Genomic DNA, 14,167 nt, shown 5'->3' on the forward strand with positions numbered 1-14,167 from the left:
GGCGCAGGCGGCCAGGCCCGCGAGGGCGGCCAGCGCGAACGCGCTGCGGATCGGTGTCGTCATTTCCTGTCCTCCTTCTTCAGGGCGCGGCGATGCGCTTCGGCATCGACCATCGCCAACGCATACATGACCAGGCGCTCGGACCACAGGTCGAGCGCGCGGGGCTGGCTGTTCAGGCGCGGCGCCAGCGCATCGGTGACGTCCTGCGCGATCTGCAGGTGCACGCCCAACGCCGCGATGCAGATCGCCAGCCGGTGCAGTTCGTCGTCGGCGCGCCGCAGCCCGAGGTGGCGCACCAGCAGCGCGACCAGCGCCTCGTGGCGCGGCTTGATGCCGTTGACGATCTCGTCCTGCCACACGCCGGTGGGCTCCAGCATCTCGCGCACGTGCAGGCGCATGCACTGCTGCGTCATGTCGCCGTGCTGCAGCGGCTCGAGGAAGCCGGCGTACAGGCCGTGCAGCGCCTCGGGCAGCGTCATCGCCGGGTCGGCGTAGCGGGCGATGTCGTCGGCCGGCGTGCTCAGCGGGCCGGCGAACACCGCGCGGTACAGCCCGGCCTTGTCGCCGAAGTAGTAGCTGATGGCGGCGATGTTGACCTGCGCCGCCTCGGCGATCTCGCGCGTGGAGGTCTTGTTGTAGCCGTGCTCCGCGAACAGCCGCAGCCCCGCCAGCAGCAGGCGCATGCGCGACTGCTCGCCGTCGCTGCGCGGCGCGCGCGGGCTGTCTCGGGTGGTTTCGCGGGGGTGGGCCGACATGGCCGGGCACTGTATCCTAAATAAATCAATCGATTGATTTAGTCTTCAGGGGCCCGGCCGCCGGTTCATTGCAGCGGCAGGCTCGCCTGGCGCGGCTCGGGCGGCGGGAATGCATCGGGCCGCAGGCGGCGCGGCACGCCGGCGCTGCGGCGCATCAGCACCGCATGCGGCACGTAGCCGCGCGAATCGATGTCCCAGCCGTCGGTGGCCTGCTCGTCGCTGACGCATTCGATGCGCACCGTGCCGAGCTGCCGGGCGCTGGCGCGCTGCACCAGCGCCTCGCACTGCGCGGCGGTCAGCTGGCGCGCGAAGATCGTCCAGCGCTGCTGCACCAGCGGGTGGCGCCAGGCGTCTTCGATGGCCCAGCGCAGCGCCTGCGGCGTGCTGTTGCGGCCGGCCTCGAGCACGCGCGGCAGCAGCGCATGGAAGAAGGTCTGGAACGCGCGCCGCAGCAGCTTGCCGGGCAGCATGTCCTCGAGGCGCGTCATGCGGTGGCTCCAGCCCGGCACGGTGAGCTGCTGGCTGATGAAGGCCTGCAGTGCCTGCACCGGGTTGAACAGGCGCAGCCGGTTCGGCGGCAGCACCAGCAGCGGCAGCGCGCTCGCCTCTTCATGCGTCAGCGGCTCGACGAAGCTGCACAACACCGCGACGCGCGACCACTGCTCAGCCGTCAGCCCGTTCAGCCCGCCGAGCGGGCCGCCTTCGATCAGCTTGACGAACTGCAGCGCATCGCGGTAGCCGTGCGCCGCCTTCGCGTGGTTGGCCTTGGTGCTCATCACCGCCAGGTTGCCGGCGGCATAGCCGGCGTCGCTGCGCACGCGGTCGATCGACGCGAGCGTCGAATCGGTGCCCTCGGCCGTGTCGGACGACAGCGCCAACCGGGTGACCGGGCAGTGGCTCACGTCGATCTGCTGCAGGTAGTGCGGCGTCACCTGCACCAGCTCGACGCTGCGGCCGCGCAGCCAGGCATGCAGGCGCAGCTGCAGCCACTTGCGCACGTGCGGCGTCGGCGGCAGCGTGCGCGGGCCGAAGGCGGCCTGGCCGGACAACCAGCCATGGCGCAGCGGCGACGGCTCGTTGGCATACGGTGCCGGCGGCGTGACGGCGTAGTGGGCGAAGTCCCAGCCCAGCTCGAAGCCGATGTGTTCGTGCGCGGTCAGGCTGTTCGGCAGCACCTGGCTCGGCTGCGCGGGGGTCGGCTGAGCGGGGGTCGGCATGGCGAGGGTCATCGTTCGGCTCCGTGGTGGTCCGCTGCGTGGGGCAGCGATGGAGCGAAGTATTTCGGCCAGGTAGCTCACCAGGTGAGCCACTGGGTCGCATGGCCCGGAAAATAAATCCAGGTATGCTCGCGCGGCTGGCTCATCTGGTGAGCTACCCATCTGATAGCCCCCCATGGACCGCACCGAGCGCTTCTACAAGATCGAACTGCTGCTGCGCAGCCGCGGTTGCGTCAGCTTCGACGCCCTGCGCGACGAGCTGGTCATCTCGCCCGCCACGCTGAAGCGCGACCTGCAGTACCTGCGCGACCGCCTGAGCGCGCCGATCGTCTATGACCGCCTGGAGAACGGCTACCGCTTCGAGCACGGCGCAGACCATGCGCTGCCCGGCACCCGCCACGAGCTGCCGGGCGTCTGGTTCAGCGAGAAGGAGATCCACGCGCTGCTGACGATGCACCAGCTGATGGCCGGGCTGGACGACGACGGCGTGCTGTCGCGCCACCTGCAGCCGATGGTCGACAAGCTGCAGGGCATGCTCGGCGCCGACGAGAGCGAGGCGCGCGAGCTGATGCGGCGCGTGAAGATGATCGCCACCGCGCGCCGCCGCACGCCGAGCCGCCATTTCGAGCTGCTGGGCAGCGCGCTGGTGCAGCGCAAGCGCATCTGGCTGCGCTACTTCAAGCGCACCGACCGCAGCACCAGCGAGCGCGAGGTCTCGCCGCAGCGGCTGGTGAACTACCGCAACACCTGGTACCTCGACGCCTGGTGCCATGCGAGCGACGGCCTGCGCCGCTTCGCACTCGACGCGGTGCAGGAGGCGCGGCCGCTCGACAGCCGCGCCCGCCACGTCGCGGTGAAGGACCTCGAGGCGGCGCTCGATGCCGGCTACGGCATCTACAGCGGCGCCGGCAGCGCGCTGAAGTGGGCGACGCTGGTGTTCCAGGCCGATGCGGCGCAATGGGTGGCCAACGAGGAATGGCACCCGCAGCAGAAGGCGCGCTGGCTGGACGACGGCCGCTACGAGCTGCAGGTGCCGTACAGCGACCCGACCGAGCTGACGATGGACATCCTGCGCCACGGCGACAGCGTCGTCGTGACAGGCGACAAGGCGCTCGCGGCGGTGATCGCGGCGCGGCTCGCGAAGGCGGCGGCCCGCTATTCGTAGCCCGGATGCCAATCCGGGTTGACCTCGGCAGCCGCTCCCCGGATTGGTATCCGGGCTACAGCAACGAGAGCTGGAAAGTATTCCGCCCCGCCGTCTTCGCCGCATAGAGCGCCCCGTCCGCCCGCGCCAGCAGCGCCGCCGGATCGAGGTTGCCGTGGCGGTGGAACGCGACGCCGATGCTCGTCGTCACCAGCAGCACCTGCCCGTCGACCTCGAACGGCCGGTTCATCTGCGCGACGATCTTCTGCGCCACCGCGGTCGGCTCCACGTCGGTGCCCAGGCCCTCGAGCACGATGACGAACTCGTCACCGGCCAGTCGCGCGACGGTGTCGGTCGCCCGCACGCTGCCGCGCAGCCGGTCGCCGAACTCCTTCAGCACGCGGTCGCCGGTGCCGTGGCCGAAGCGGTCGTTGATGTCCTTGAAGCGGTCGACGTCGAGGAACATCAGCGCCAGCAGGTCGCCGCTGCGCTCGGCACGCGCCAGCGCCTCGTGCAGCCGCTCGTTCAGCGCATGGCGGTTCGGCAGGCCGGTCAGCGCGTCGACGCGGGCCAGCGCCGCCAGCTGCCGCTCCACCGCCTTCTGCGCCGACACGTCGCTGCTCAGCGCATACAGCCCGCGGATGCTGCCGTCGCGCGCCGGGTCGGGGATGTAGACGTTGTGCAGGCAGCGCATCTCGCCGTTCACCGGCGTCTCCACGTCGAACTCGACGCGCTCGCCGGCCAGCGCCCGCTCCACCGCCGCGCGCCGCGCCTCGTACATCGCCGGGCCGAGCACCTCGGCCATCGGCCGGCCGACCTGGGCCGCCGGGTCGAGGTGCAGCCAGGTCTGGAAGGTCGCGTTGCAGAACTGGAAGCACTGCGCGGTGTCGATGTAGGCCACCAGCGCCGGCAGGTTGTCGGTGACCTCGCGCAGCCGCCGGTCGGCGATGTGGCGCTTGCGCTCGCTGCGCCGCAGCCTCTGCACCAGCACGCTCAGCCCGCCGAACGCGAGCAGCAGCACGAACGTCACCGCCGCCAGGGTGCCGAGTTCCGCGCAGCGGCGCGCTTCATGCCCGGCCATCACCTCGGACACCGCCAGCCCGGTGACCACGACGAACGGCCGGTCGGCCAGTCGCTTGTATGCCAGCAGGCGAGGCACGCCGTCGAGCCGGCTCGCTCCGCTGTACGTCCCCTCGGGGGACTGTTGCAGCGCGGCCAGCAGCGTGCTGCTGCCGGCCGCGTCGCCGTACCACAGCCGGTCGCCGGAGCGACGCGCACGCACCGTCCGGTCGAGCCCGAGAAAGGTGATGAGACCGAGCCGGCCGTGCTGCTGCTCGTCGTAGAAGCGCGTGAAGTACGACGGATCGGCCGACACCACGACGATGCCGGCAAAGTCGCCCTGCCGGGTCTGCAGGCGCCGGCTCAGCTGGATCGTCCAGGGGGAGCCGGTCCCGCCGCCCTGCGGCTTGCCGATGTGCAGCCCGGCTTCGCGGCCCTCGGCGTGCACCTGGAAGTCCTCGCGCCCGGCCAGGCTCGTCCCGACGCCCTCGCCGGTCGACGCGATCACCTCGCCGCGCGCGTCCGTCAGGTACAGCGCGAGCAGGCCGGGCTGGCGGGCCAGTCCCTGGCTCAGCAGGCCGGGCAGGTCGACATCGCGCCCGCGCTGCTCGACGTTGTAGGCCACGAAGGCGCTGACCTGGTCGACGTGGGTCAGCGCACGCTCGGTGTATCCCTCGAAGGCCCGGTTCAGGCTGCGCGCCTTGGCATACGAATCGGCGACCACCCGGCCGCGTTCGGTCTCCAGGCTGTGCAGCACGTAGGCCCACATGAAAACGATCACCAGCAATCCCAACGCCGGCAGGACCCAGCCGATCCAGGCCAGGCTGCGGCGTCGAAAACGGGCCTGCGCCGTGAGCATGTTCAACGATTCTCGGTGGGGTTGTGTCGTCCTCCCCGGGGCGAGCCGATCGAGCGGCCACGCCCACGATAAGCCCAAACGGCCTTGGCGCAACAGCGGGCTTTTCCTTCAATCACGGGGGGTGTCGGCACCCCGCCGCTACCATCGCCGCGTCAGCGACACGAAAGGAATTCGATGAAGGCAACCTGGAACGGCGTGACCATCGCCGAGAGCGACGACACGGTCGTCGTCGAGGGTAACCACTACTTCCCCGAGAGCAGCCTGAAGCGCGAGTACGTCAGCTTCAGCAACCACCGCACCAGCTGCCCGTGGAAGGGGCAGGCGCACTACTACAGCCTGCTGGTGAACGGCGAGGCGAACCCGGATGCGGTCTGGTATTACCCGGAACCGAGCGAGGCCGCCGCGCAGATCAAGGGCCGGGTCGCGTTCTGGAAAGGCGTGCAGGTCGAGCGTTGATGGGCCGAGCCCATAAGCCCGGCTGATGGGCTGAGGGCAAGAACCGATGCCCGGCCAGGCACGAAGCTGGCTAGCATCCCGGCACCGCAACCGCAGTCCGAGGATGACCCCATGTCGCAGAAATCCGTTCGTGCACTTTCGCTGCTGGCCCTGTCGATGTCATGTGGCTTGCCGCTGCTCGCGCAGGCCGAGACCACGCTCGAGAAGGTCAAGCAGAGCGGCGTGATCGGCGTCGCGTACCGCGAATCGTCGATCCCGTTCTCGTACCTCGATGACAAGGCGCAGCCGGTCGGCTTCGGCTTCGACATCTGCAACAAGGTGGTCGAGGCGGTGAAGAAATCCACCGGCCGCGCCGACCTGAAGGTGCAGCTGCAGTCCGTCACCTCGGCCAACCGCATCCCGCTGCTGCAGAACGGCACGATCGACATCGAGTGCGGCTCCACCACCAACAACAGCGAGCGCGGCAAGCAGGTCGCCTTCGCGACCAACTACTTCTACACCGGCACCCGCTTCCTCGTGAAGGCCGGCACGCCGGTGAAATCGCTCGCCGACCTGGCCGGCAAGCCCGTCGTGTCGACCAGCGGCACCACCAACTACAAGATCCTGCGCAACCTCAACGAGGAGAAGAAGCTCGGCATCGACCTGCTCGGCGCGAAGGACCACGCCGAATCGGCGCTGATGGTGCAGACCGGCCGCGCGGTCGCGTTCGGCATGGACGACATCCTGCTGTACGGCCTGAAGGCGAGTGCTGCCAACCCGGCCGAGCTGGCGGTGGTGGGCGAGGCGATCCAGGTCGAGCCGTACGCCATCATGGTGCGGCGCGAGGATCCGGCCTTCAAGAAGCTGGTCGACGACACCATCGCCGGGCTGATCCAGAGCGGCGAGTTCGAGGTGCTCTACAAGAAGTGGTTCCAGTCGCCGATCCCGCCGAAGGGCATCAACCTGCAGGCGCCGATGAGCCAGGAGCTGCGCGACAACCTGAAGGCGCTGAGCGACAAGCCGGCCACCTGAGCCGTCTCCACCAGGACTTCGCGATGAACGACGCAGCGCGCCCGCCGCGCAGCGCGGGGTTGGTCGGCGTGCTGGGCGGCATGGGGCCGCTCGCGACGCTCGACTTCCTGCACAAGGTGCTGGCCGCGACGCCGGCCCGCCGCGACCAGGACCATGTGCCGATGATGGTCAGCAGCATTCCGCAGGTGCCCGACCGCACTGCGGCCTTTCGCGGCGACGGCGAGTCGCCCCTGCCCGCGCTGCTGGCCTGCGGAGAGCGGCTGGCGGCGGCCGGCGTCGGGCTGCTGGTGCTGCCGTGCAACACCGCGCACCTGTGGTTCGACGACCTGCAGGCGGCGCTCGGCCTGCCGATGCTGCACCTGGCCGATGCGGCGCTGGCCGAGGCGGCCCGCCGCGCGCCCGGCGCCCGCCTCGGGCTGCTCGCCACCGACGCGACGCTGGCCTCGGGCCTGTACCTGAACCGGCCGCAACCGCGTGCGCTGCAGTGGGTGCTGCCGACCGCGGTCGAGATGGTCGAGCAGGTGATGCCGGGCATCGCCGCGGTGAAGGCCGGTGAGCTGGCGCGCGGCCGCGACGCGCTGATGCGGGCCGCGCAGGCGCTGCGCCGGCGCGGCGCCGACGCGCTGGTGCTCGGCTGCACCGAACTGCCGCTGGTGCTCGACGAAGCGGGCCTCGGCCTGCCGGTGATCGATGCCACCGATGCGCTGGCGCGCGCCGTCGTTGCGTGGTCGCTCGCGCAGCGCGAAGCCGCCGGCGCCGTCCCGGCATGAAACACGTCTGCGTGATCGGCGCCGGCGTGGTCGGCAGTGCGACCGCGATGGCGCTCGCGCGCGAGGGCTTCCAGGTGACGCTGGTCGATGCCGCCGACCGCCCCGGCCAGGGCGCCAGCCGCGCCAACGGTGCCCAGCTCAGCTACAGCTATGTGGAGCCGCTCGCGACGCCCGCCGCGCTGCGGCAGTTGCCGGGCTGGCTGCTGTCGCGCGACAGCCCGTTGTCGTGGCAGCCGCGCTGGCAGCTGTCGCACTGGCGCTGGCTGGCCGCCTTCATCCGCGCCTGCACGCAGGCCCGCGTGCAGCAGACCACCGAGGCGCTGCTGCGGCTGTCGTTCCTGAGCCGCGACGTGCTGGCGCGCTGGCAACGCGAAGCGCCGGCTGAGCAGCCGCTCGGCGTGCAGGTGCGACAGGCCGGCAAGCTGGTGATCCACCGCGATGCCGGCAATCGCGACGCGGCGCAGCGGCAGGTCGCGTGGCAGGCCCGGTTCGGCAGCCGTCAGCAGGTGCTCGATGCCGAGGCGTGCCGGCGGCAGGAGCCGGCGCTCGCGCACGACCGCGCGCCGATCGCCTTCGGCATCTGGACGCCCGACGAGGCCGTCACCGATGCGCAGCAGCTGAGCCACGCGCTGGCCACGGCCAGCGGTGCGCGCTGGCGCATGGACACGCGCGTCGCCGGCTTCGTGCAGCGCGATGGCCGCGTGCACGCGCTGCGCTGCATCGATGCCGGCCGACCCGATCGCGAGCGCGAGATCGAGGCCGATGCCTTCGTCGTGTCGGCCGGCCCCGGTGCCGCCGCGCTGCTGCAGCCGCTCGGCGTGCAGCTGCCGATCGAGCCGATCAAGGGCTACAGCATCAGCCTGCAGGTCGCGAACGCCGCGCGGGCCCCGCAGGTCAGCGTGACCGATGCGGCGCGCAAGCTGGTCTACGCGCGGCTGGGCGAGCGGGTGCGCATCGCGGGCTTCGCCGAGCTGCGCGGCGCCGATCTGCGCATCGACCCGCGCCGCATCCAGGCGATGCTGCAGGCCGCCACCGACACCTTCCCCGGCGCGTTCCAGACCGGCGACCCCGAGCCCTGGGCCGGCCTGCGCCCGTCGACACCGAGTTCGCGCCCGCTGATCGGCCCGACGCGCCTCGGCGGGCTGTGGCTGAACACCGGCCATGGCGCACTCGGCCTGACGCTCGCGTGCGGCAGCGCCTGGCTGCTGTCGCAGCTGATGYAGGGCCGCACGCCCTCGATCGACGCCGCGCCCTTCAGGCCGCCGGGCTGACGACGCGGCGGAACGCGTCGATCAGGTCGTCGACCGGCTGCGGCGAGCGCTCGCCCTGCGGCAGCAGCGCGCTGATGACGACCGGCACCTCGGGCACCAGCGTGCGCACCTGCAGCGTGTCGTCGGCCGCCGCGGCGGTGAACGAATCGATCAGCGCCGGCCCGAAGCCCTGGGCCGCGAGCGTCATCGCGATGTGGTGCGTCTGCACGGTGATGCCGCCTTCGGGCGCGAGGCCTTCGCGGGCGCACTGCTCGGCGAGCATCGCGCCGATCGGGTCGCGCTCGTCGATGCGGATGAAGCTGCTGCGCAGCACCTCGGCCAGCTCGACGGTGCTGCGCCGGTCGCCGCTGCGCGCCGCCGACACGCACACCATGCGCCCCTGCGCCACCGGCACCTGCTGCACGGCGGGATGCTGGCCGGGGCCGAACACGATGCCGACATCGCCCTCCTGCAGCGCGATGGCCTGCGCGATCTCCGGCGAGTGCAGCGTGCGGATCGCCACCGGCAGCGACGGATGGCGCTTGCGGAACAGCGCCAGCGCCTGCGGCAGCGCATGCACCGCGAGCGACGGCACCACCAGGATGCGCAGGGCCGCCTGCTGGCCGCCGCGCAGCGCACCGGCCAGGCGGCGCACCGATTCGAGCTGCGAGACCAGCCGCTGCACCTCGGGGTACAGCGCCTGCGCCTCGCGCGTGGGCACGAGCCGGTTGCGCTGGCGCGTGAAGAGCGCGTAGCCGAGTTGCAACTCGGCATGCTGCAGCGTCTGCGTGACGGCCGGCTGCGTGACGTGCAGCAGGCGCGCGGCCCCGCTGACGGTGCCGGTCAGCATGATGGCGTTGAAGACTTCGACGTGCTTGATGCGCATGGTGGATCCGGTGCGCGCAAGTATCGCGCCCGCGCCTGCGGTCGATTCGCATGCCAATTGCTGCACATGCATGCGGCTTGTGCATGGCGTCGTTGTCATCGGCTCGATGAGCTTGCGCTGGCCTTTTGCGTTCGTTCCAATGGGTTGAACCGCGTCGTCGAAGCAGTCCCCTTCAGAGTTGTGGCGACGCTCTCCCGCCAATCGCTCACCGGAATCCAACGATGAAGACGACGACCCGCGCAGGGGTCCTTGTTGTTGCGACCTGCCTGCTCATCACGCCTTGCCATGCAGAGCTTCCGCCACCGCCTGTTTCGCCGACGCCGGTGACGGCGTACGAATACGATGCCCAGGGCAACCGCACCAAGATCATTCGCGATCCGGGTGGCCTGAACCTGGAGACCAAGCTCAGCTACGACCCGCTGTAYCGGGTGAAGACCCACACCGATCCGAARCAGGGKGTSACGCAGTTCCWGCACGACGGACGYGATCGASCSACGCAGSTCACCGACCCGAGGGGCTTGGTCACGCRGTACCCGCGYGACGGCTTCGGCAACGCGACCCAGSTGATCAGYCCSGACACYGGCACGGCGAGTCAGACCTTCAATGAGATCGGCAACCTGACGACSCGCACCGACAGCCGCGGCGTGYTGGAGASGTACWCCTAYGACGGTGCCGACCGGCTGACGCAGCTGGTCTACAGCCAAACCGGCCAGCCCAGCTTGTCGGTCAGCTGGACCTACAGCCTGAAGGGACCGGACTACGCATACAGCGTCGGCCGGCTCAGCCGCACCGATCATCCCAATGGTTGGTCACGCTTCAAGTACGACCCACGCGGACGGGTCACCGAGACCGTGCAGTCCGTGAGCCCTGCCGCAGGCGCCAACAGCACCGCCATCGTCAGCACCACACGCTACGGCCACACGCTCGGCCGCCTGACCAGCATCACCTACCCGTCGGGCCGCAAGGTCGTGCGCAGCTACACGAGCCGCAACGTGACGGGGATCGGTCTGGCCCAGGACGCGAACGGCACGCCAACACCACTGCTCAGCGACATCAAGTGGGAGCCCTTCGGTCCAGTGACGAGCTGGAACTGGAACATGGCCGGGGGGACGACGCCGCACGAGCGCTTCTACGATCTCAGCGGCCGGGTCACACGCTACCGGCTGGGCAACGTCTTCCGCGACGTGACCTACGACGCGGTTGATCGCATCGTCAACTTCACGCACCTGAGTGCCAACGACGGCATCCCACAGCCGGCACTGGACCAGAGCTTCAACTATGACGAGAACGACCGGATCACGCAGGTGACGACGGTCGCGAGCAGCTGGTCGATCACCTACGACCCCAACGGCAACCGCACGGGCGTGAGCTTGAATGGCAGCCCGAGCGTCTACAACGTCGAGGCAGCGAGCAACCGGCTCACGAGCATCACGAACCCGGCACGCAACTTCGGCTATGACAACGCAGGGAACACGGTCACCGACAGCCCGAACTACACGGCGACTTATGGCCTGAGCGGATCGCTGGCGAGCATCACGAAGGCGGGCGTCACCGGCACCTACACCTACGACGCGGACAAGCGGCGCATCCGCAAGGTGACGAGCGCGGGATCCAGCAGCATGGTCATCTTCGTGTACGGGCTCAACGGTGAACTGCTCGGGGAATACGACCAGAGCGGAGCTGCCATCCGCGAATATGTGTGGCTGGACGACATCCCGGTGGCGATGTTCATGCCGGATCCGGCGAACCCGAGCGGCACACCGCTGGCCTTCTACATCCACGCCGATCACCTGAACACACCGCGGCTCGCCGTCGACCTGAACAACGCGACTCGCTGGCGGTGGCATGCCGAGCCGTTCGGGACGACCGCGCCCGAGGTCAATCCAAGTGGGCTGGGAGCCTTTACGCAGAACCTGCGCTTCCCTGGGCAATACGCGGATGCGGAGAGCGGCTTGTTCTACAACTACTTCCGAAACTACGACGGCGTCATCGGGCGATACAAGGAATCGGACCCCACCGGGCTGCACGGAGGGATGAACACCTATGCGTATGTCGATGGCAGACCCGCCGAATACATCGACCGCGACGGACAGATGGCACAGGCCCTGCCAATGATCATTCCGGTGGCGGTGATCGGCTGCATCCTTTCCCCCGGGTGCCGCGAACTTTTCAACCCTCGTCCAACAGGCCCCAGAAAACCCGATGACATGCCGGCGTCGACCCCGAATCTTGGGCCGAGTTGGCCGTCGTTCCCGCCATTCAATCCAACCAACACTCCTGATGCTGACAAGGAAACTCGCGAAAAATGCTTTGCGGCGTATGAGCAGCAAATTGAGGTGTGCAAGCTGACGAGCGCAACACCAAGAGCCCGCGAGGCCTGCTACGCACGCGTCGCCAATGAATATGGAGAATGCTTGAAGAAAGGTTGCCCATGATGGAAGAAGATTTCACAGTTGTCGTCGAGAGAACTCTCGTCTTGCACGATCACGAAACGGGGCAGAGAGGCGAGATTCGCTTGGCAATCGGCCAGCCCTACTGGACTGAGCCGGGAATCGAAGCCGCCTGCCCGGTCGCGATCCATGGCTATTTCGGCAGGCTGGCCGACATCCGCGGCATCGACCCGCTGAGCGCACTCACCTTGGCGATCAAATTTCTGGAAACGCTGCTCGAAGGGTTGCCAGAAACTCGGACCGTTCACTGGCCCAGCGGTGAACCCTATTTCTCGAACTCTTGAATTGAGATGACCGTTGACATACGCGTTGGCGACCATGCGCGACTGCTGGGCCTGCCAGATTGGCTGACGAACGATCTGCCTGAAAGCGAACAGGAAGAGTTGCGCGCGTTCATCGGTCAGTCTGCCGTTGTGAGCGACATAGATTCCCATGGCTACTTCTGGCTTGGCTTCGGCAGCACGACTCAGGTGGAGGATGCCACCCGCTACAGCGGACATTCCTTCTGCATTCCGCGTGAGTTCATCGAGCCCTTCACCCACGCCGCACCGAGCGCACCAGCATCAGATCGCCGATCTTGCGCATCGGCACCGTGAAGGTCTCGCGCCGCTCGGCGCCGGTGTTCTCGTCGAACACCAGCGTCACGCGGGCGGTGATCACCGGCTGCTGGCGCGTCGACTCGTCGAAGTGGTAGCCGCCCGGCCCGAAGTTGCCCCAGTAGTTGACGTACACGTGGTACACGCCCGGCATCGGCGCGGTCATCGAGAACATCTCCGGCCCCGCACCGTCGACGCTGTCGACATCGAGCCCGCCGCCGTTCGTGAGCACCGGGGCGGCGAAGAACGCATGCTGGCCGTCCGGCGTGATCACATGCAGGTCGAGTTCGGCCTGCGGGTCGTCCCAGGCCAGGATGATGCGCACCTTGGCGAGCGTCTTCAGCCGGTTCGCCTCGTAGAACTGCACGCGCTTGCGGCTGCGGCCCTCGGCGTCGCGGATCTCGATGCCGTTGGAGCCGGGGCCGAAGGCGTACGGCCGCGCGAAGCGGCCGTCGTCGCCGGTGTACAGCGGCATCGCATTGCCGTTGACCACCATCGTCGGCGTGCGGCGCGCGCTGCCGATCTGCTTCAGCCGGCCCTCGATCAGCGTGCGCTGGCGCTGGCCGCCGCGCTCGATCAGGTTGTTCGGGTAGGCGTAGCTGACCTGGCCGGGGTCGTCGGAGATGCCGCTGTAGGTCCAGCCGCCGGGCGGGTGCGTCATCGTCACGTCCGGGTCGGCGTGGGCCGTGCCCATGGCGGTGCCGAGTGCCGCGGCGGCCAGCCCCGCGAGCACCCCGCGCTTCATGGCACCAGGAACGAATGCACCAGCGTCAGCTCGCCCGGCTTGCGCATCGGCACGCGGAACACCTGCTGCTTCTCGCGCGGCGTGCCTTCGTCCTCGACGATCGCGACCTGCGCGGTGGTGATCACGTCACGCCGCTCGCCCGCCCCGTAGTAGTTGACGAACACGTGGTACGCGCCGCGCACCGGGCTGGGCGTCGCGAAGATCTCGGGGCCGAAGCCGGTCGTCACGTCGACATCGAGCGCGCCGCCGTTGCCGGCCACGCGCGCGCCGTAGAACACATGCTCGCCGTCGGGCGAGACGACGTGCAGGTCGAGGTCGGTGTTGTCGCTGTCCCAGCTCAGCACCACGCGCAGGCGCGTCGGCACGCGGCCGGCCTGCGCCTCGTAGAACTGCGTGCGCTTGACCGGCCCGCCGCCGGGGGCGCGCACCTCGACACCGTGGCTGCCACTGCCGAACGACCAGGGCCGCGCGAAGCTGCCGTCTTCATCCGTCGACAGCGGCATCGCGACGCCGTCGACCACCAGCCGCGCCGGCTGGCGCGCGCCGTCGGCAYGGGCCTTCGCGGCCGCGCCGATGTGCCCGCGGATCAGCGCGGTGGCCGAGCGGCCGTTCACGTTGACGCTGGCGGCCGGGTAGTGCACCTCCTGCACGAAGTCGCGCTGGCGCGGCGGCGCACTGCGCCAGCCGGAGGTCGGTGCATCGATCGCGGCCTGAGCCGCGGCGCCGGCAGCCGAGGCGGCCAGCATGAGAGGGAGGAGCAGCTTCATGAATCGGCCAATCGTTGAGCCAGTTGTTCGATGTAGGCCTCGTCCTGGCCGCGCGGGTGGTCGCGGAAGGCGAGGTGCAGGTATTCGTGGATCAGCGTCACGCGCCCTTCGCGGCTCAGCCACTCGCGCACGCGGATCTCCAGCCGCCGCTGGTCGGAGTGCGGCGTGCCCATCGCGAGCTGGCACACGCGCAGCTCGGGGC

At 69.4% G+C, this 14,167-nt stretch carries 14 protein-coding genes; 6 read left to right on the forward strand and 8 right to left on the reverse strand.

The features are described from left to right. Window positions 1-59: 59 nt before the first annotated feature. A complete protein-coding gene (locus tag AC1D01_RS05990) occupies window positions 60-755 on the reverse strand; it encodes a CerR family C-terminal domain-containing protein (protein WP_477865155.1) in 696 nt (231 codons plus the stop codon). A 65-nt stretch (window positions 756-820) separates the two neighbouring features. After that, window positions 821-1,984, reverse strand: coding sequence for a hypothetical protein (locus AC1D01_RS05995; protein ID WP_477865156.1), 1,164 nt, complete (start codon window positions 1,982-1,984; stop codon window positions 821-823). A 163-nt stretch (window positions 1,985-2,147) separates the two neighbouring features. Here AC1D01_RS05995 and AC1D01_RS06000 point away from each other — a divergent pair, with 163 nt between their 5' ends. Beyond that, the gene (locus AC1D01_RS06000; protein ID WP_477865157.1) at window positions 2,148-3,137 is read left to right on the forward strand and encodes a helix-turn-helix transcriptional regulator; all 990 of its coding nucleotides are present in this window, start codon (window positions 2,148-2,150) and stop codon (window positions 3,135-3,137) included. A gap of 55 nt (window positions 3,138-3,192) precedes the next feature. Here the strand turns inward: AC1D01_RS06000 and AC1D01_RS06005 are convergent, their stop codons facing one another. Beyond that, on the reverse strand, window positions 3,193-5,034 hold the full coding sequence (locus tag AC1D01_RS06005; RefSeq protein ID WP_477865168.1) for a sensor domain-containing diguanylate cyclase: 1,842 nt from the start codon (window positions 5,032-5,034) through the stop codon (window positions 3,193-3,195). Between the two features lie 84 nt (window positions 5,035-5,118). On the opposite strand from AC1D01_RS06005, the gene AC1D01_RS06010 reads away from it, so the two are divergent. From AC1D01_RS06010 to AC1D01_RS06025, 4 genes are all read left to right on the forward strand, one after another. After that, complete coding sequence (locus AC1D01_RS06010; protein ID WP_489740379.1) at window positions 5,119-5,490, forward strand: DUF427 domain-containing protein; 372 nt, start codon at window positions 5,119-5,121, stop codon at window positions 5,488-5,490. 111 nt (window positions 5,491-5,601) lie between these two features. Then, window positions 5,602-6,501 (forward strand): transporter substrate-binding domain-containing protein, encoded by a 900-nt coding sequence (locus AC1D01_RS06015; protein WP_477865159.1) that lies wholly within the window; start codon window positions 5,602-5,604, stop codon window positions 6,499-6,501. 23 nt (window positions 6,502-6,524) lie between these two features. Then, window positions 6,525-7,271 carry a cysteate racemase gene (cuyB, locus tag AC1D01_RS06020; protein WP_477865160.1) on the forward strand — a complete coding sequence of 249 codons (747 nt, stop codon included), beginning with the start codon at window positions 6,525-6,527 and terminating at the stop codon, window positions 7,269-7,271. Then, the gene (locus AC1D01_RS06025; RefSeq protein WP_477865161.1) at window positions 7,268-8,542 is read left to right on the forward strand and encodes a D-amino acid dehydrogenase; all 1,275 of its coding nucleotides are present in this window, start codon (window positions 7,268-7,270) and stop codon (window positions 8,540-8,542) included. The genes cuyB and AC1D01_RS06025 overlap by 4 nt, the downstream gene beginning before the upstream one ends. Here AC1D01_RS06025 and AC1D01_RS06030 read toward each other — a convergent pair. Continuing rightward, window positions 8,526-9,407, reverse strand: a complete 882-nt coding sequence (locus AC1D01_RS06030) for a LysR family transcriptional regulator (protein WP_477865162.1) — start codon at window positions 9,405-9,407, stop codon at window positions 8,526-8,528. The genes AC1D01_RS06025 and AC1D01_RS06030 overlap by 17 nt on opposite strands. Before the next feature lie 221 nt (window positions 9,408-9,628). Between AC1D01_RS06030 and AC1D01_RS06035 the strand changes: the two genes are divergently transcribed. After that, window positions 9,629-11,842, forward strand: coding sequence for an RHS repeat domain-containing protein (locus tag AC1D01_RS06035; protein WP_477865163.1), 2,214 nt, complete (start codon window positions 9,629-9,631; stop codon window positions 11,840-11,842). On the opposite strand, the gene AC1D01_RS06040 is transcribed toward AC1D01_RS06035, so the two are convergent. The 4 genes from AC1D01_RS06040 to AC1D01_RS06055 all read right to left on the reverse strand — a co-directional run. After that, window positions 11,788-12,399, reverse strand: a complete 612-nt coding sequence (locus AC1D01_RS06040; protein ID WP_477865164.1) for a hypothetical protein — start codon at window positions 12,397-12,399, stop codon at window positions 11,788-11,790. The two genes, AC1D01_RS06035 and AC1D01_RS06040, sit on opposite strands and share 55 nt — an antisense overlap. Then, entirely contained in the window at window positions 12,392-13,198 is an 807-nt protein-coding gene (locus tag AC1D01_RS06045) for a YfaP family protein (protein WP_477865165.1), read from the reverse strand. The genes AC1D01_RS06040 and AC1D01_RS06045 overlap by 8 nt, the downstream gene beginning before the upstream one ends. Further along, complete coding sequence (locus tag AC1D01_RS06050) at window positions 13,195-13,965, reverse strand: YfaP family protein (RefSeq protein ID WP_477865166.1); 771 nt, start codon at window positions 13,963-13,965, stop codon at window positions 13,195-13,197. The genes AC1D01_RS06045 and AC1D01_RS06050 overlap by 4 nt, the downstream gene beginning before the upstream one ends. After that, on the reverse strand, window positions 13,962-14,167 hold a 206-nt coding region (locus tag AC1D01_RS06055), incomplete at its 5' end, for a DUF2300 domain-containing protein (protein ID WP_477865167.1). The genes AC1D01_RS06050 and AC1D01_RS06055, both read right to left, overlap by 4 nt.

The organism is Rhizobacter sp. P3_B12 (genome assembly GCF_056402895.1).